Annotated in this window: 21 protein-coding genes and 1 pseudogene; 7 read left to right on the top strand and 15 right to left on the bottom strand. The window is 67.2% G+C overall.

All coding sequences use genetic code 11. From position 1 onward, the window contains the following. Nucleotides 1-126 precede the first annotated feature (126 nt). The 6 genes from AB0H42_RS12815 to AB0H42_RS12840 form a co-directional block, all read right to left on the bottom strand. Nucleotides 127-942 (bottom strand): hypothetical protein, encoded by an 816-nt coding sequence (locus AB0H42_RS12815; protein ID WP_357054188.1) that lies wholly within the window; start codon nt 940-942, stop codon nt 127-129. After that, a complete protein-coding gene (locus tag AB0H42_RS12820; protein WP_357054191.1) occupies nt 939-1304 on the bottom strand; it encodes a hypothetical protein in 366 nt (121 codons plus the stop codon). Before AB0H42_RS12820 ends, AB0H42_RS12815 begins: the two co-directional genes overlap by 4 nt. Further along, nucleotides 1301-1714 carry an RRQRL motif-containing zinc-binding protein gene (locus AB0H42_RS12825; RefSeq protein WP_357054194.1) on the bottom strand — a complete coding sequence of 138 codons (414 nt, stop codon included), beginning with the start codon at nt 1712-1714 and terminating at the stop codon, nt 1301-1303. Before AB0H42_RS12825 ends, AB0H42_RS12820 begins: the two co-directional genes overlap by 4 nt. 163 nt (nt 1715-1877) lie before the next feature. Then, a complete protein-coding gene (locus tag AB0H42_RS12830) occupies nt 1878-2186 on the bottom strand; it encodes a hypothetical protein (RefSeq protein ID WP_357054197.1) in 309 nt (102 codons plus the stop codon). Between the two features lie 20 nt (nt 2187-2206). Next, nucleotides 2207-2560 carry a hypothetical protein gene (locus AB0H42_RS12835; protein WP_357054203.1) on the bottom strand — a complete coding sequence of 118 codons (354 nt, stop codon included), beginning with the start codon at nt 2558-2560 and terminating at the stop codon, nt 2207-2209. Nucleotides 2561-2863: 303 nt separating this feature from the next. Beyond that, the gene (locus AB0H42_RS12840) at nt 2864-3085 is read right to left on the bottom strand and encodes a helix-turn-helix domain-containing protein (RefSeq protein ID WP_357054206.1); all 222 of its coding nucleotides are present in this window, start codon (nt 3083-3085) and stop codon (nt 2864-2866) included. Nucleotides 3086-3228: 143 nt separating this feature from the next. Between AB0H42_RS12840 and AB0H42_RS12845 the strand changes: the two genes are divergently transcribed. Further along, nucleotides 3229-3984 carry a helix-turn-helix transcriptional regulator gene (locus AB0H42_RS12845; RefSeq protein WP_357054209.1) on the top strand — a complete coding sequence of 252 codons (756 nt, stop codon included), beginning with the start codon at nt 3229-3231 and terminating at the stop codon, nt 3982-3984. Beyond that, nucleotides 3981-4451 carry an NUDIX domain-containing protein gene (locus AB0H42_RS12850; RefSeq protein ID WP_357054212.1) on the top strand — a complete coding sequence of 157 codons (471 nt, stop codon included), beginning with the start codon at nt 3981-3983 and terminating at the stop codon, nt 4449-4451. Before AB0H42_RS12845 ends, AB0H42_RS12850 begins: the two co-directional genes overlap by 4 nt. Here the strand turns inward: AB0H42_RS12850 and AB0H42_RS12855 are convergent. Both AB0H42_RS12855 and AB0H42_RS12860 read right to left on the bottom strand, forming a co-directional pair. Beyond that, a complete protein-coding gene (locus AB0H42_RS12855; protein ID WP_357054214.1) occupies nt 4444-4989 on the bottom strand; it encodes an HD domain-containing protein in 546 nt (181 codons plus the stop codon). The genes AB0H42_RS12850 and AB0H42_RS12855 overlap by 8 nt on opposite strands. A gap of 85 nt (nt 4990-5074) precedes the next feature. Continuing rightward, nucleotides 5075-5752, bottom strand: a complete 678-nt coding sequence (locus tag AB0H42_RS12860) for an MBL fold metallo-hydrolase (RefSeq protein ID WP_357054217.1) — start codon at nt 5750-5752, stop codon at nt 5075-5077. Nucleotides 5753-5892: 140 nt separating this feature from the next. Between AB0H42_RS12860 and AB0H42_RS12865 the strand changes: the two genes are divergently transcribed. Further along, nucleotides 5893-6159 carry a WGxxGxxG family protein gene (locus AB0H42_RS12865; RefSeq protein WP_357054220.1) on the top strand — a complete coding sequence of 89 codons (267 nt, stop codon included), beginning with the start codon at nt 5893-5895 and terminating at the stop codon, nt 6157-6159. A 99-nt stretch (nt 6160-6258) separates the two neighbouring features. On the opposite strand, the gene AB0H42_RS12870 is transcribed toward AB0H42_RS12865, so the two are convergent. Next, a complete protein-coding gene (locus tag AB0H42_RS12870) occupies nt 6259-7644 on the bottom strand; it encodes a glycine--tRNA ligase (RefSeq protein ID WP_357054223.1) in 1386 nt (461 codons plus the stop codon). Between the two features lie 275 nt (nt 7645-7919). Here AB0H42_RS12870 and AB0H42_RS12875 point away from each other — a divergent pair, with 275 nt between their 5' ends. After that, nucleotides 7920-8273: a metalloregulator ArsR/SmtB family transcription factor gene (locus AB0H42_RS12875; RefSeq protein ID WP_030523140.1), complete on the top strand. Its 354-nt coding sequence runs from the start codon at nt 7920-7922 to the stop codon at nt 8271-8273. A gap of 3 nt (nt 8274-8276) precedes the next feature. Next, a complete protein-coding gene (locus AB0H42_RS12880) occupies nt 8277-8720 on the top strand; it encodes a Fur family transcriptional regulator (protein ID WP_174561188.1) in 444 nt (147 codons plus the stop codon). Nucleotides 8721-8800: 80 nt separating this feature from the next. Here the strand turns inward: AB0H42_RS12880 and AB0H42_RS12885 are convergent, their stop codons facing one another. After that, entirely contained in the window at nt 8801-9781 is a 981-nt protein-coding gene (locus tag AB0H42_RS12885) for a hypothetical protein (protein ID WP_357054226.1), read from the bottom strand. Between the two features lie 104 nt (nt 9782-9885). Here AB0H42_RS12885 and AB0H42_RS12890 point away from each other — a divergent pair, with 104 nt between their 5' ends. Further along, nucleotides 9886-10539, top strand: a complete 654-nt coding sequence (locus AB0H42_RS12890) for a TetR/AcrR family transcriptional regulator (RefSeq protein ID WP_357054229.1) — start codon at nt 9886-9888, stop codon at nt 10537-10539. A gap of 5 nt (nt 10540-10544) precedes the next feature. Here AB0H42_RS12890 and AB0H42_RS12895 read toward each other — a convergent pair whose 3' ends face one another. The 4 genes and pseudogenes from AB0H42_RS12895 to AB0H42_RS12910 form a co-directional block, all read right to left on the bottom strand. Beyond that, nucleotides 10545-10970 (bottom strand): hypothetical protein, encoded by a 426-nt coding sequence (locus AB0H42_RS12895; RefSeq protein ID WP_357054232.1) that lies wholly within the window; start codon nt 10968-10970, stop codon nt 10545-10547. Next, nucleotides 10967-11782 (bottom strand): isoprenyl transferase, encoded by an 816-nt coding sequence (locus AB0H42_RS12900; protein ID WP_357054235.1) that lies wholly within the window; start codon nt 11780-11782, stop codon nt 10967-10969. Before AB0H42_RS12900 ends, AB0H42_RS12895 begins: the two co-directional genes overlap by 4 nt. A gap of 479 nt (nt 11783-12261) precedes the next feature. Continuing rightward, a pseudogene (gene recO / locus AB0H42_RS12905) lies at nt 12262-12987 on the bottom strand (DNA repair protein RecO); the annotation flags it as partial. A gap of 88 nt (nt 12988-13075) precedes the next feature. Next, entirely contained in the window at nt 13076-13573 is a 498-nt protein-coding gene (locus AB0H42_RS12910; RefSeq protein ID WP_357054238.1) for a cupin domain-containing protein, read from the bottom strand. A gap of 108 nt (nt 13574-13681) precedes the next feature. Here AB0H42_RS12910 and AB0H42_RS12915 point away from each other — a divergent pair, with 108 nt between their 5' ends. Further along, a complete protein-coding gene (locus tag AB0H42_RS12915; protein ID WP_357054241.1) occupies nt 13682-14560 on the top strand; it encodes a LysR family transcriptional regulator in 879 nt (292 codons plus the stop codon). An 85-nt stretch (nt 14561-14645) separates the two neighbouring features. Here AB0H42_RS12915 and AB0H42_RS12920 read toward each other — a convergent pair whose 3' ends face one another. Further along, complete coding sequence (locus tag AB0H42_RS12920; protein ID WP_357054243.1) at nt 14646-15839, bottom strand: cytochrome P450; 1194 nt, start codon at nt 15837-15839, stop codon at nt 14646-14648. Nucleotides 15840-15865 lie beyond the last annotated feature (26 nt).

A 15865-nucleotide genomic window follows, 5' to 3' on the forward strand; every position in this document is an offset into this window, starting at 1 on the left:
GCGGCTGGGACTGTCCCGCAGGGTCGACCGGCACCGTCGGCAAGGACCTGGCGTGCGGGCCGCAATCACCGGGAGTGAGGATCGGGGCGCACTCCGGCTCCGGGGCCTGTGCATAAAACTCGGTGCTCACCACGACACCGCCTTTCCGTTGGTGGCCTGGCCGCGGTGATCAGAGGCTCCGCCCTCGATCACGGTCAGACCGGGCCGCGAAACGGCCGAACTGGTGTCGCCTTTCTTCGGCAGGACCTCCGACAGCCCCGCCACCCGCACTTTCAGCCCGTGCTCCGGGCCCGACAGCGCATGCGTGACCGCCGAGCGAACGACATTGCGGATCTCGTCGCTGCGCCGGTCGGTCTCGGTGCCGGACTTGCTCACGATCACCGGGTCCGCGCAGATGTAGAGCACACCCGCGCACTCCGCCGATGCGGCTTCCGCGATCGCTTTCGCCACCGCCACCCGCGCCGCAGCCTGGTTCTTCGCGGTCATCTCGACCTCGACCGCCCACCACCGGCCCTCACCGTCGAGGAACCGGCCATCGTGGACATGCGGACGGGAAACACCGGGCTTGGTCGAGCCCAACTGCGCCCGCAACTCCCGCTCGGAAGTCCACCGGTCCAAATCCAGCCCGACCAGCGCCAACCGCACCTCAAGCACGGCACGCACGTGCGCGGCCATCTTCGGGCTGGGGGTCCAGTACTTGGCGTAGAACGGCAACAGCGCCTCAGTCGCCGAACGGGTCGGAAACACCCACATCGGGCCGGGGACCGGCCGGATACGCAGGTTCGAAACCATATGCGCGGCACGCCATCGCGCCGTCTTGTGGTAGACGTTCTTCATCGACGTGCCCAACATGCGGGCCACCAGATCCAGCGGAGCGCCGTACTGCTCAGCAAGGACCGTCAAGACCGTCATATCCAGCGGGCCCAAACGGTGACCTGTCATCGGCTCATTCCTTTCTGCTCACGCCCAGCCGCGAACGCGTTGGTCGACAGACCCGCGAACGCGTTGCTGGACTCCGATTTCTGCTTCGCCTGCTCGGCGGCGGCGATATCGGCCTCGGTGAGGTACTGCGGCGGAACCGGCGGCAACGCCTTGCCCGACCCCAGCCACATGCCCACCGACCCACCTGAGGTCCGGACCTGCTGCGGCGCCGGCAGATCGACCAGCACCTTTCGATCCGGCCCGCCACGCCGCGCGGCGGCCTCGGCCAAGTGCGGCAACTCGCTGACCGGCACCATCCGCTGCCCGTGAGCCTGGGACTGCTCCTCACGGACCGGATTGACCTTCGGTCGACGGCGGCTCACCGGCTCAGCCCCCTACGCTTCTGACCTGCCGCGAACGCATTCGCCGACAGGCCCGCCAACGCATTGCCCGCACTCGTCCACGCCGGGCCCGGATCGAACTCGGACTCCAACTCCGACCGGTCGATACCGCGGCGCTCCGCCGCACGCATCTGCCGCTCCCGCGTCGCACGCTGCAACGCTTCGAGCTGGGCCGGAGACGCTTCCCGCTTCGCCGCAGCAAGGCGAATGTCGTAGAGATAGGCCGTCAACGGCTCACCCCGACGACGCGGACGCTCGACCACACCCGCGATCTCCTGCCCATTCGGCCGCAGACCTTCCGCGGTCAGCTGACGGCGAGTCCGCAGATACGACGGAGCACACCGCCACGCGAACACCGGAATCCCGTCTCGCTGCTGCTCGGATGTGGTCATCGGTCCGCCACCATTCGGGAAAGGGTCGACCGAACCTCTTCGCGTGGCGTCGACCACAGGTCCAAGCAATTCGCCCGCTCCGGCAGCGCAGCCAGGAACGACCAAAACGCAATCGTTTTCGCCGCGCCCGTGTTGGCGACAACGGCGATATGCTCGCCCGGCTTCACCGGGCCACCTCCACCGGCTGAACTGTCGGCGCCGACCGCTCAGGCTGCACGCAATCGGTGCGGGCCGTCTCATGGGCCCGGCAGATATTCGGCGAGGGCACATAAGACTGCTGATCAACCCACGCAATCGAGCACCCACCGACCCCGATCAGAACCAGCACCGCCCACACAATCAGCTGCGGGCCAATCGGCAGGGCCCGGACCGGGGCGAACACCGCGCCCGTACCCATGAACTCCGGCCCGGCCATGCTGTGAAACGCCTGATGACCACGCACCCGCTCGAAATGCGACGGACCGTCCTGCACCCGGCCGTTCCCGTACCCGCTCACAGCGACCGCCCCCGCGCGAACTCCGACCGGTCAGCGTGTCCACGCTGCGGGTACACGCGAACCTTCTCGGCCAGCTGCCGAGCCGGACGAAGCGCGTACTTCAGCAGTCCCTCAACGTCCTTGACCGCGCTGTCGAGGTACTTGCCCGCAAACTCCGCGTTGATCCGGCCGTACTCCTCTGGGAACGGATCGCCCGGCTTATCGAACCGGTCGCCGAACTGCTCCAACTCCCGATACCGCGCCGCCAGCGAACGCAGCCGCAACGCCTCCTGCTCCGCGATAAGCGTGTCCAATTCGTCCAGCAACTCCACAGGGTCGTTGAACGGCTCTCGCTCCTGCTCGACGCTCACCGCCGCACCCCCTTCCGGGGACGCATCCGCCAGAGCGCGATAGCGCCCAGCAGCATCACCGTGAACCCCACAACCCCAGGGGCCGTCAACACCAGAAACCCGACCGAAACTGCCGCAATCGCAAGGCCGAATGTGCGAATCCTCATCACGCGGCCTTCCGGTTCACACTGCTGAACACAGCAGCCAGCCGCGCCCGAGCCACAGCCGAAATAGGGGGTGCTTGAGCGACAACCTGCGCCACGTACTCCTCCAGCCGGTCCGCCTCAGGCTTACGCAGCCTGGAAACCTGCCGCTGCTTCGTCATCACGCGTCCTCCCCAATCGAGGCGGGGACGGGCTGCACCAGCGCCAGAAGTTCGGCATGGTTAACCCGCAGCAGGTGGCCGTTCACGCGAAATCCCCGAAGCTGCCCGGCATGGATCCAGTTCCGGATCGTCTTCGCGTCAACATCGACCAGGGAGGCCGCTGTCTTGAGACTGATCAGTCGGCGGGCATCGGAACCGCCGACGTTGGACTTGTGCGACACGTTCTGTCTCCTTCGAAAAGTGGGAAATAGCTTGTAAGCCGTTACTTTTCGGGAAAACAGGCGCCGCAATGACCGCATAGCTGGACGACTGAGGACGTCTCGCATACACTTAAGTCGTCCCTAGTCGTCCCTTGGGAGTTGAGATGCCGAACGATCGGTTGCGAGAGGCGCTTCTGCGCAATGGCCTGGACGTCTCCGACGTCGCGGCCGAGGTCGGAGTCGAAGAGAAGACAGTCGAGCGATGGATCACCAAGGGTCGAACGCCGTATCCACGACATCGGCACAAGCTGGCCGCGATGGTGCGCGAAACCGAGAACTACCTCTGGCCCGATGCGCTCGCACCGGAACGCCGCACCGAGATTGCGCAGTCAGAAGTCATCAACGTTTACCCTCATCGGAGCGCGATTCCGCATGATCTGTGGATGCGCCTGCTGTCGCAGGCAACCGAGCAGGTCGACGTCCTGGTTCTCGCCGGGCTGTTCCTCACCGAAGAGCCGTTGTTCGCGCGGACGATCAAGCAGAAAACGCGTGAGGGCATGAAGGTCCGGATGCTCTTCGGGGATCCAGACGAAGGCGAAGCGACCAAGAGGAGCGCGGAAGAGCGGCTGGCGGCGGCGACCGTGCCAGCGCGGATCCGGAACGCGCTCGCGCTGATCGAACCTCTCGCCGCAATTGACGGGGTCGACATCCGGTACCACAAGACGACGCTCTACAACTCGATCTTCAGATTCGACGACGAGATGATCGTCAACATGCACGTCTACGGGCAGCCCGGGGCCTACGCGCCGGCACTTCATTTGCGGCAGCTCCCGGCGGCCGATCTCTTCGAGACGTATACGACCAGCTTCGAGCAGGTCTGGACGGAGAGCTACGAAGCCGATTTCGGGCACCGAGCATGAGCAGAACGGACTACTTCCACGATCCGGCCGCGCCGGCACCCAACAGCATCAAGGTGGCGGTGAGCGCTCTCGTTCAGGATGACCAAGGCCGAATCCTGCTGATCCGACGCTCCGACAACGGCAAGTACTCAGTGCCCGGGGGCGGTCTCGAGGCTGGCGAGACGGTTGTTCAGGCTGTGGTTCGAGAAGTTCGCGAAGAGACCGGTATCGAGGTCGACGTGACCGAGCTGGTGGGCGTCTTTTCGAACCCTGAGCATGTCATCGCCTACGACGACGGCGAGGTACGTCAAGAGTTCTCCATCTGCTTCCGCGCACAACCGATCGGCGGCAAGCTGCGGACGAGCGAGGAGTCATCGGAGGTCGAATGGGTCCGGCCGGCGGAGTTGTCCGAGCGGGATATCCACCCATCCATCCTGCTCAGGATTCAGAAAGGGCTCGAGGGCTCCGACAGCCCATACTTCACTTGATCGATCGGGCTCCGAGCCTGGCTTCCGTCCGATCGGATGCTCCGAGCAGGTACGGCGCGGCCTCCGCCACCGACTGAGCGACAACGTGCTCGGGTCCGTACCGGGCCTGGACCTCGGCAATCCGCTCACGGACCGCAGTAGCGCCGCCGGTCGGCGTCGTGGTCATATCGGCCCACCACAGAGCATCTCGGAGCTCTGTTTCCTCATCGGGCCACTCGATCTGCACTCCGCGGCGTCGGGCCTCGACGCACGCGCAAGAGTGATTCGCGACCAGGGCGCACAATCGATCGCTGACTCCGCGGTCACGCAGAAACTCGGCACCGTCGACCGGGTGAAACCCGAGTCGCTCGATATCCGGCGCATAGCCGATATCGTGCAGCCACGCCGCGGCGACCAGCAGTGCTGGATCGTCCACTACTTCTTCAGCGCGAGCAGCCTGTCGGGCCACCCCTTCCACATGGGCCAACCGTCGGGGCAGCGGCGCCAGGTGCTTACGGGCCAGCCCTTCGGCCCATTCCGGAGTCTCACCGCCGCTCATAATGCGACCGTATCGACCTGCGGCGACAGACGACACCGTGAACGGGCCAGCCAAGCTGGCCGGCCCGCCGGAATCCGTTCTCCGCTCACCATCCGCGACTCTGCCACTCCGCCAGATGTGGCCGTTCAGCGCCGAGTGTGGTGTCATCTCCGTGCCCGGGATACACAGCGGTGTCATCGCCGAACCGGTCGAAAACCTTGCTGGTCAAGCCAGTGAACAGCGAATTGAAGTCCTCCGGATTTGTTGTCCGCCCAGGACCCCCCGGAAAGAGACAGTCGCCGGTGAACAAATGCGTCCGGCCCGCCCCGTCGGTCAGCGCGAGAGTTACCGAACCCGGCGTATGCCCGACCAGATGGATCACTTCGAGGGAAAGGTCGCCGACGGTGACGGTGTCTCCTTCGGCCAGGATCCGCTGCGGCGGTATCGGAAGCGGGTCGGCGTCCAGGGAGTGGGCCGCCGTCGGAGCGCCCGTGGCGGCGGCGACGGCTTCGAGGGCCTGCCAGTGGTCGCCGTGCTGGTGGGTGGTGATGATCAGGCCGACCCCGCCGGTGGTCTCCTGCTCGATCAGCTCGAGGATTCGGTCGGCTTCGTTGGCGGCGTCGATGAGCAGGGCGGCCCCGGTGGCGGCGCACTGGACAAGGTAGGTGTTGTTGTCCATCGGGCCGACCGACATCTTGGTCACCCGGGCGCCCGGGACCTCGCGGCGCTGCGGCGCCGAACCCGGTGAGACATGGCCGGTGTAGGAGGTGTCGATGGTGATCACACCCCCGATGCTAGCGATGTGCGCGGCAGCCGTCGGGAACCCGACCGCCGGACGAGGCGGCAGCCAATTGTTCCGCGTGCGGTTTGGCGCGACCGGGGCCGGGTAATGCGGCGTCGCCCGACGAGGAAAAGGAGACATACATGCGCAAGACCATTGCAGTTGCTCTGTCGTCCCTCGTTTTGACCTTCGGCGGAGTCGGCGTTGTCGCCGCCGAGCCACTGGAACAGCCACAGCCGACGGTGATCGCGCAGAACGACGTGGACGCCGACCATGAGAAGGAGAGCGATAAGACCGGCTTGTGGGGCCTGCTCGGCCTGCTCGGCCTACTCGGGCTGGGCGGCCTGGCGAAGCGGAACAAAGACACGACGCGCTACGACAACACCACAACCCCACGACGCCCGACCTGATCCGACCGGCCTGAGCACGGATGCCGGCGCGGGAGCGGTCCGCAGGACGGTCCGCGTCTCGCGCCGGCGTTCCCGGCCTTCAGCGCCACGCCACCGGAATCAGCAGCCGATCAGTCGTTGCGCCAGATATCCCTCGACCTGGTCCAGGGCGATCCGCTCTTGGGTCATGGTGTCGCGTTCGCGCACCGTGACGGCCTGGTCGTCGAGGGTGTCGAAATCGACGGTGATGCAGAACGGGGTGCCGATCTCGTCCTGGCGGCGGTAGCGGCGGCCGATGGCGCCGGCGTCGTCGAACTCGACGTTCCAGTGCTGGCGCAGCCGGGCGGCGAGGTCCTTGGCCTTGGGGGTGAGGTCGGCGTTGCGCGACAGCGGCAGCACCGCGGCCTTGACCGGAGAGAGGCGACGGTCGAGGCGCAGTACCGTGCGGGTGTCCACGCCGCCCTTCGCGTTCGGGGCCTGGTCCTCGGCGTAGGCGTCGACGAGGAATGCCATCAGCGACCGGGTGAGGCCGGCGGCCGGCTCGATCACGTACGGGACGTAGCGTTCCTCGGTGGTCTGGTCGTAGTAGCTCAGTTCCGCGCCGGAATGCTCGGCGTGTGTGGACAGGTCGTAGTCGGTGCGGTTGGCGACACCTTCCAGCTCGCCCCATTCACCGCCCTGGAAACCGAAGCGGTACTCGATATCGGTGGTACCGGCCGAGTAGTGCGAAAGCTTCTCTTTCGGGTGCTCGTACAGGCGCAGGTTCTCCGGGGCGATACCCAGGCCGGTGTACCAGGAGAAGCGGGTGTCGATCCAGTACTTGTGCCATTCGGCGTCTTCGCCCGGCTTGACGAAGAACTCCATCTCCATCTGCTCGAACTCGCGGGTGCGGAAAATGAAGTTGCCGGGGGTGATCTCGTTGCGGAAGCTCTTGCCGATCTGAGCGATACCGAAGGGCGGCTTTTTGCGCGCGGTGGTCATCACATTCGCGAAGTTCACGAAGATGCCCTGGGCGGTCTCGGGGCGCAGGTAGTGCAGGCCCTCTTCGTCGTCCACCGGGCCGAGGAAGGTTTTCAGCAGGCCGGAGAAGTTCTTCGGCTCGGTCCAACTGCCGGGCTGGCCGGTTTCCGGGTCGTTGATATCGGCGAGTCCGTTGACCGGCGGGTGGCCGTGTTTGGCTTCGTATGCCTCGAGCAGATGGTCGGCCCGATAGCGCTTGTGGGTGTGCAGGGATTCGACGAGCGGATCGGAGAAGGTTTCGACGTGGCCGGAGGCCACCCAGACCTGGCGCGGCAGAATCACCGACGAGTCGAGGCCGACCACATCCTCGCGGCTGGTGACCATGGACCGCCACCACTGCTTCTTGATGTTCTCCTTGAGCTCGACGCCCAGCGGACCGTAGTCCCACGCCGATTTGGTACCGCCGTAGATCTCACCGCACGGGAACACCAGGCCCCGGCGCTTGGCGAGGTTGGCAACGGTGTCCACCTTCGACTTGGGTGCCACGCGAGAATTCTCCATCCACTACGAATCGCCAGTAGTTACGCTGCCCGGATCGGGCTACGTGATCGCAGTTGGCCACGGTAGCTGCACTGCCGTGCACGGCTGATCGGGTACAGCCTAATAGGTGACCGCGAGCCCGGCCCATCCGCAGCCCGCGCGCGCCCGGAGGGCCGCCACCGGGTCCGCGCGAGCACGATTCGCGGGCGTATCGGCATGGATATTTGACATGCATACCCATGCATATCAAAATGGGACCGGTTTCCAATAAGGAGTGGATGATGACAACCGACACTGCCGCCGCCGGGCAGCACAATCCCTACCGCTCCCCCGCACCGGTCCCCATACCCACCCGGACCGTGCTGGAGAACGCCGGAGAACTGCTGCGCGCACTCGCGGCACCCGTCCGCATCGCCATCGTGCTACAACTGCGGGAGTCGCCGCGCTGTGTGCACGAGCTGGTGGATGCCCTCGGCGTTACACAACCGCTGGTCAGCCAGCATCTGCGGATTCTCAAATCGGCCGGGGTGGTACACGGTGAGCGTTCGGGCCGGGAGGTCCTCTACGAACTCGTCGACGACCATCTCGCGCATATCGTGGTCGACGCAGTAGCGCACGCCGAAGAAGAAGGGTAATTCGTGTCCGAGAACCTGGTCACCGGCAAAGGGACCGCCACACAGAGAGCAGTCGGCATTCGCACCACGCGGCAACGCAACGCGATCGCCTCGCTACTGGAGGACATCGACAGGTTCCGGTCGGCTCAGGAGCTACACGACGAGCTACGCCGGCGCGGCGAGGGGATCGGACTGACCACCGTCTACCGCACATTGCAATCACTGGCCGACGCCGGAATGGTCGATGTCCTGCGCACCGACAATGGCGAATCCGTCTACCGGCAGTGTTCGACCGGTCATCACCACCACCTGGTGTGCCGCCACTGCGGCCGCACGGTCGAGGTCGCCGGACCGACCGTGGAGGCGTGGGCGGCCAGCACCGCCTCCAGTCACGGGTTCACCGAGGTCAGCCATACGCTGGAGATCTTCGGCACCTGCCACTCCTGCTCCGCGGTCGGCCGGGGCTAGCACCCCCGGAGAACCTCCGAACCACGGCGAAGGCCGCTACCACCCGGTGGTAGCGGCCTTCGCCGTATTCCGTCCGCGACTCACGCGGTGACCGGTACCGGCGCCGGCTCGACGGGCTGCGCCGGCTCGACCCGGGCCCGATCGCGGATCGCTCCGATACCGAACAGGACGAGGGCGAATCCCGCCCATGCCAGCAGGACCAGTACCGGACGCTGCGCGCCCGCGCCGTCGAAGAACGCCACCGAGCGGAGCAGCGAGGCCGCGGCACCCGGGGGCAGCAACTGCCCGATCGCGCCCCACGGCTGTGGCAGCAGTTCGGGAGCGGCGGTGGCGGCGGAGAACGGGTTGCCGATGAGCAGCATGGTCAGGGCGGCGATGCCGATACCGGCCCGGCCGATCACGGTGGCCAGTCCGGCGACCGTCCCGGCCACCGCGAACGAGACCAGCCCGGCCACCACCGACAGGGCGAGGTAGCTACCGGGGACGATGGACAGCCACGTCTGGGTGACGAGCATGCTCAGCAGACCACCGGTGATACCGAACACGAATGCCCCGAGCGCACGACCCCCGGCGGCGGGAATCAGCAGGGTCAGCAGCACACCGCCCGCGATACCGGCCATGACCAGCGGGAGCGCCATGGCGCCGAATCCCGCTCCGCGGGGATCGTCGGGGTCGGCGGGGACGACGTCCTCGACCGGCGCGGCCGGCGCACCGGACATCTGCCGGCCGATCTGGGTGAGCTGCTGGGCGACCGCGGGGGCCGCGCCGGAAGCGACCAGCACCCGCGGCGCGCCGCTACCGGTCACGATCGCGCCGTACACCTCACGGTCGCCGATGGCCGCGCGGGCCGCCGCTTCGTCGGGTACGACGGTGAGCTCGAACGCGCCGGGATTCTGGCCGGTCAGCCGGGCCTCGACCATCGCGGCCTGCGGACCGGCGACGGCGAGCGGTAGGTCGCGGGGTGCGATATTGGTCGCCGGCCACGCAAAAGCGATCAGCATCAACGCTTGCAGCAGGGCTGCGCCCACCCCGAGTGCCACGGCGCGCTGGATGACGTTCATGACGTTCTCCCCAGAAAATCGAAGGCTCGTTCTTTTTAGGTGCATTCACCGTCCCACCGCCCCCACACCTTGTCAAGAACGAACATTCGTTTTAGTTTGGAGGTATGCCCCGAGTCAGTGACGAGCACCTGGAACGCCGCCGGCAACAGATCCTGGACGCCGCCCGTATCTGCTTCGTCCGCAAGGGCTTCCACCAGACCTCCATGCAGGACGTCTTCACCGAATCGGGCCTGTCCGCGGGCGCTGTCTACCGTTATTTCAAGAGCAAGGACGAACTGGTCATCGCGCTCGCGTCGACCGCCGCCGGGGATATCCGCGCGCAGATGACGGCCGCCATCCACAGCGACCCACTCCCCACCCCGGCGCAACTGGTCGCGCGGATGACGGAATGGATCGACGCCCAGAGCGGGCCGGAGGGCCGGATACGCCTGGCGCCGCAGGCATGGTCACTGGCCCTCGTCGACGAAGAGGCGGCCGAGCCCGTACGCCGGACCATGGCGGGCGTCCGGGAGATGTGGCGCGAATACGCCGAACGGATGCGCGCGGCCGGATGGCTACCGCCCGATGCCGACGTGGACGCGGTCGCCGCCGCGCTCTTCGGACTGCTCCCCGGCTTCGTGCTGCAGCACCTGCTGCTGGGCGACCTAGTGCGTGACCAGTACCTACGCGGCGTGGACACACTGTTCCCCTACGGCGACCCGGAAACCCGCCGCACCTGGTCGGCGGCCGGATCCGCGACAGTCGCCGACCCGGCCTGACCGGGTCAGGGCAGCAGGCCCTTGCGCGCCTCACCGGCGCCACCGAGCACCAGCAGCAGCATCGTCGTCAACGCCATATCGTCCAGGCCGGCCGCGGGGAAGGTGTAGCGGAGGATCACATCGGCGAGCTTGTCGTGCGCGATCAACACGATCGAACCGAACTGCAACGACGCATTCCGTTCGGCCACCCGCTTGTGCAACTGCGGTTTGAGCGGCCGATCCCAGGCCAGCACACACGTCAGCGACAGCACATCCAGGCCCGGTGTCAACGTGAACGCGCTCAGCGAACACAATGCGCCCTGGAAATCGAAACGCAGCGAACCGTCGTTGTCGACCCGGACGTCGATATCGTAGAGCCCCAGCCCGGCACCGGCCCGGGCCTGCAACTCCAGATCCGGTGCCAGCGCGCCCGATTCGGCCTCGCCACTCATTTGGCACCCCCGAACCGGCGATCCCGCCGCGCATACTCGAGACAGGCTTCCCACAGATTGCGCCGATCGAAATCCGGGAACAGCGTCGCCTGATAGACGAACTCGGCGTACGCCGACTGCCAGATCAGGAAATTCGAACTACGGAACTCCCCCGACGGCCGCAGGAACAGATCCACATCCGGCATATCCGGCTCGTCCAGGAACCGGGCGATCGTATCCTCACCGACCTTCTCCGGATCGATCTCCCCCGCCGCCACCCGGCGCGCGATCTCCCGTGCCGCATCGGCGATCTCGGCACGGCCACCGTAGTTGACACACATGGTCAACGTCATCACGGTGTTGTCCTTGGTCAGCTCCTGCGCCGTCTCCAGCTCCCGGATCACGCTGCGCCACAGACGCGGCCGCCGCCCGGCCCAGCGCACCCGCACCCCCATCTCGTGCATCTCGTCCCGCCGCCGCCGGATCACATCCCGGTTGAACCCCATGAGAAACCGCACCTCGTCGGGACTGCGCCGCCAGTTCTCGGTGGAGAACGCGTATGCCGACAACCACTTCACACCGATCTCGATACAACCCTCGACGGTGTCCATGAGCACGGCCTCGCCCTTTTCGTGGCCCGCGGTACGCGGCAGCCCACGCTCCTGCGCCCAGCGCCCGTTACCGTCCATCACCAACGCGACATGCCGAGGAACCAGTTCCGCCGGAATCTCCGGCGGGCGGGCCCCGGAAGGGTGCGGTGACGGCGGTCGGATGGTACGGACGGTATGGGACGCGGGCACGTCCGAACCGGTGGTGTCACGACGCAGGATCACGCTCCGAAGCCTAGCTCTGCCGACGGTCCGGCTCCAGACGGGGCAGCCGGGGACAGCGTGAACCCGGGCGCCCTTCGGCTCGCTCCAGAAACCGGCAGGTCGTCGGCGAGACGAGAGCGGGTTCGGCCAGAAGGGCGGGGCTGATCAGTGAGCGACTGTCGACTCACCGCGCCGGATATGGGATGAGCCCGCCCGCCGTGAAGGTGCAGACGTGGGCTTACCCGCAGACCTGCGCACGTGGGGTTACTCGCAAACGTGAGGACGTGGGCTTACTCGCGGAGGTGCTGTGTTTTTGGCGGCGACTCCGGCGCCGCGGGGTCGAGGCCCCCTTCAGTATTTTCGACGAGTGCGCCGGCCCCCTCGGAGCGAGCCGGGTCGATTCATCGCTACCCTGGGCCCGCCGCACCGGCGACCTGATCTACCACGCGCAGTGCTTCGCCGGTGTTCACCGATGCTCCGATGCGAGGTGCGCTACTGCTGCGCTCCACCAGCGGCAGGGTGCGGAGTTTGTGTTCCAGATGCCATTGCAGGTGGGCCGCGATCAGTCCGCTGGCCTGCCGGCGCGCCGATTCGGGGATTGTCTCGACCCGTTCCCAGCGGCCGTGACGTAGCGCCAGCAGCTGGTCGAAGACCGCGGGAGCGGGGGTGACGGCGCCGGGTGGGCGGCAGTGGACGCAGACCGCTCCGCCGGCGCCCACATGGAACGCGCGATGCGGGCCGGGGGTGGCGCAGCGGGCGCATTCGTCGACGGCGGGGGCCCAGCCGGCGTAGTCCATGGCACGCAGCAGGAAGGCGTCGAGGACCAGTTCATGCGGGCGCTGCCCTTCGGCGATCGCGTGCAGGGCACCCGCGGTGAGGGTGTGCAGGCGGGGAACGGGGGCGCGCTCCTCACCGGCCAATCGTTCGGCGGTCTCCAGTACGGCGCAGGCGGTGGTGTAGCGGCCGTAGTCGGCGATGATGGCGGAGGCGTTGGCTTCGACGGTATGAACCTGGGTCACGATATCGAGGCTGCGGCCGGGATGGAGCTGCACGTCGATATAGGCGAACGGCTCGAGCCGGGCCCCGAATTTCGACTTGGTGCGGCGCACTCCTTTGGCCACGGCGCGCACGAGACCGTACTGCCGGGTGAGCAACGTGACGATACGGTCGGCCTCGCCCAGCTTGTGCTGGCGCAGCACGACGGCATGGTCACGATACAAACGCACGCGACCAGTCTTGCACGTGTTCGTTCTCGTCGCCTCGAGCCATCCGGCGTTCGGCCTTGGGATACGCCGCGAAGTCGGCGCGGCCCGGTTACGCAGGCGCGTCGGCCGGGCGGCGCCAGGCCGACGCGGGCAGGAAGTGGACGTCGTAGCGCTGTTGTTCCGGTAGCAGGCTGTCCGAGTCCGCGTGTCCGCGCTGGATCCGGCCGAGGTGACGGAAGTACTCGAACCGCTGGATACCGGGGGTGAGGACGATGAGGAGGTCGACCGGCGATCCGGGTGCGGCGCCGAAGGCGTGCGGCACTCCCGGCGGCACCACGACGAGACTCCCCGCGGGAGCAGTTGCCGAAGTGCCGTCGAGAAGGAATTCCGCGGTACCGGTGAGCACGTAGAACAGTTCCGTGGACCGCCCGTGGTAGTGCGGCGCGGCCCCGTCCGCACCGGCGCCGAGAGTGAGCCGGTTCGCGCCCAGTGCACCGCCGGTGTCGACGGCATCGGCGAGCAGATGGAAGGCCCCGCCATGGGGTAGGTCCACGATTTCCGCGGTCGCCACAGGTACGACCAGGGCTTCGGGGGTGCGGTCCGGCATGATGTCTCCTTCGTTCACTGTTGCTCTCAGTGCACACCGGGAAGACAGCACGAACCAGACGCAGCTGTGCCGGGCAGTGATCACAGATCGAGATCAATTGGAGGCGCAGTGGAACTGCGGCAGCTCGAGTACTTCGTGGCCGTCGCCGAGGAGGGCGGCTTCGGCCGGGCGGCCCGGCGCATGAATATCGTCCAGTCGGCGGTGAGCCAGCAGATCGCGCGGCTGGAGCGAGAATTCGGGATTCTCCTGTTCGACCGATCGACCCGGCATGTCCGGCTCACCGGGGCAGGCGAACGATTGCTGGACGAGGCGCGGCTCGTACTCGTGGCCTCGCGGCGGATGCGTCGCATCGCCGGGGATATCGCGGCGGGCGACGACGGCACGCTGCGATTGGGCACTCTGCACGCACCGGGCGATCGACTGTATCGGGCGTTGAACACGCTGGCCGCGATCGCGCCGCGCCTGCAGGTCCGGCCCCGGCGACTGGCACCGGCCGAGCGACTCGCCGCAGTGCGGTCCGGGGAATTGGACGCCGCTCTGGTGCGCGCGCTACGCCCCTCGGCCGGCCTCGAAGCACTCGAGGTGTGGACGGATCCGCTGTACGTCGCACTCCCGGCCGACCATCCGCTCGCCGGCGCACCCGGGCTGCGGCTCGACCAGCTCGGGCACCTCCCGCTGCGCCTGGCCGCCCGGGAGGCCAACCCGCCTTTCCACGATCTGGTCACCGAAGCATGCGGGACCGCGGGTATCGACCCGCCGGTGGGCCCGCCGTTCACCACCCTGCAGCAGACTCTCGCCGATATCGCCGTGGGCCCGCCGTCGTGGACGGTGTTCTACGAGGTGGCTTCGCTGCCCACTGTCCATCGGATAGCGATCCGGCCCCTCACCGATTTGTCGGTGACGACATCGCTCGCCGTCACGCCCGGGCCGCCGGGTCCGGCCCTGCGCCATCTGCTCGACGCGCTCCACCGAACCGCGAATACCTGACCGAGCCGCATCACGACCGCGGTATAGTCCGCTCGACAGTCGAACGGGTTTCGGCATCGAGGCCCGGTGGCGAACGACCGGCGTTCTAGTTACCCAGCCGGATGGGAAACGCCGCCGGATCGTTCTGGGTGAGAACGGGCAGGTTGCCGATCTCGCTCAGCGGCATCGCGCATTGCAGGTCCGGGAACCGGTCGAACAGCGCGGGCAGGGCGATGGACGCCTCGAGCCGGGCCAGGGCCGCACCGGGGCAGATGTGCGGGCCGTAACCGAAGGAGATGTTGCGGTCGGCGGTGGGGCGGGTGATGTCGTAGGTGTCGGCGTCCGCGCCGTGCAGCGACCGGTCCCGGCCGATCGCGCGATAGGACATGACGACGCCGTCCCCTTTGGCGATGGTGAAGTCGTCGACGGTGATGTCCTCGGTGGCGAAACGCATCAGCAGATGGATGACCGGGCCGTCCCAGCGCAGGGTCTCCTCGATCGCCTCCGCCCAGGTACGGTCGCCGGACCGGATCGCCGCCAGCTGCTCCGGGTGACCGAGCAGGGCACGAACGGTGGTGGTCATCAGGCTGACCGTGGTCTCGTGCCCGGCGGCCACGAGGGCCTTCAGGTTGCCGTGCACCTCCGCCTCGGTGAGCGGGGTTTCGCCGTCGGCGACGTCGTGGATGAAGTCCGAGGTCAGGTCGTCGGCGGGCCGGACGGTTTTCTCCTTGATCAGACCGGTGTAATAGTCGTCGAGTTCGGCATATACCCGCATCCGCTCATCGTGCGGGGTCAGCAGGGAGAAGAATGCCTTGTAGGACTCCAGCAGCATGGTGTGATCGGAGCGCGGCACCCCCATCAGCTCGCTGACCACCCGCATCGGCAGCGGGTAGGCGAAGATCTGCTTGAGATCGACCACCTCGTTCCCGGCACCCGCGGCGGCCAGGTCGTCGAGGAGTTCGGCGGTGAACTGTTCGACCTTCGGTCGCAGCACGCCCAGCCGGCGCGGCGCCAGCGCCCGGGTGGTCTTGATCCGCAGCCGGCGGTGTTCGGCGCCGTCCACGGTGAACATGGAGCGTCCGGCGTCGATCATGCCGATCAACGGCCACTCCCGGGTCACCGCGCCGGACTGCCACAGATTCCACTGCGTGTGGTCCTTCACCAGGCGGGTGTCGGTGAGTAGTTGCCGGGCCAGGTGGTGCCGGGTGACGGTCCAGGCGGGCGCACCGAGCAGTTCGATCCTGGTGAGCGCCGGGCCCTCGGTCAGGGTGCGGGTCTCCCCCGCGAGATCGGCGACCATCGGGTCGATTGTCAGGGCCGCGTTAT

The organism is Nocardia sp. NPDC050799, assembly GCF_040654015.1.
Taxonomy (GTDB): domain Bacteria; phylum Actinomycetota; class Actinomycetes; order Mycobacteriales; family Mycobacteriaceae; genus Nocardia.

Excerpts from the sequence above, each read along its gene's own strand:
- AB0H42_RS12815 (WP_357054188.1), bottom strand. The coding sequence starts at position 942 with ATGACAGGTCACCGTTTGGGCCCGCTGGATATGACGGTCTTGACGGTC.
- AB0H42_RS12825 (WP_357054194.1), bottom strand. The coding sequence starts at position 1,714 with ATGACCACATCCGAGCAGCAGCGAGACGGGATTCCGGTGTTCGCGTGG.
- AB0H42_RS12895 (WP_357054232.1), bottom strand. The coding sequence starts at position 10,970 with ATGAGTGGCGAGGCCGAATCGGGCGCGCTGGCACCGGATCTGGAGTTG.
- AB0H42_RS12890 (WP_357054229.1), top strand. The coding sequence starts at position 9,886 with ATGCCCCGAGTCAGTGACGAGCACCTGGAACGCCGCCGGCAACAGATC.
- AB0H42_RS12910 (WP_357054238.1), bottom strand. The coding sequence starts at position 13,573 with ATGCCGGACCGCACCCCCGAAGCCCTGGTCGTACCTGTGGCGACCGCG.
- AB0H42_RS12855 (WP_357054214.1), bottom strand. The coding sequence starts at position 4,989 with ATGAGCGGCGGTGAGACTCCGGAATGGGCCGAAGGGCTGGCCCGTAAG.
- AB0H42_RS12920 (WP_357054243.1), bottom strand. The coding sequence starts at position 15,839 with ATGGTCGCCGATCTCGCGGGGGAGACCCGCACCCTGACCGAGGGCCCG.
- AB0H42_RS12875 (WP_030523140.1), top strand. The coding sequence starts at position 7,920 with ATGACAACCGACACTGCCGCCGCCGGGCAGCACAATCCCTACCGCTCC.
- AB0H42_RS12885 (WP_357054226.1), bottom strand. The coding sequence starts at position 9,781 with ATGAACGTCATCCAGCGCGCCGTGGCACTCGGGGTGGGCGCAGCCCTG.
- AB0H42_RS12850 (WP_357054212.1), top strand. The coding sequence starts at position 3,981 with ATGAGCAGAACGGACTACTTCCACGATCCGGCCGCGCCGGCACCCAAC.
- AB0H42_RS12865 (WP_357054220.1), top strand. The coding sequence starts at position 5,893 with ATGCGCAAGACCATTGCAGTTGCTCTGTCGTCCCTCGTTTTGACCTTC.
- AB0H42_RS12845 (WP_357054209.1), top strand. The coding sequence starts at position 3,229 with ATGCCGAACGATCGGTTGCGAGAGGCGCTTCTGCGCAATGGCCTGGAC.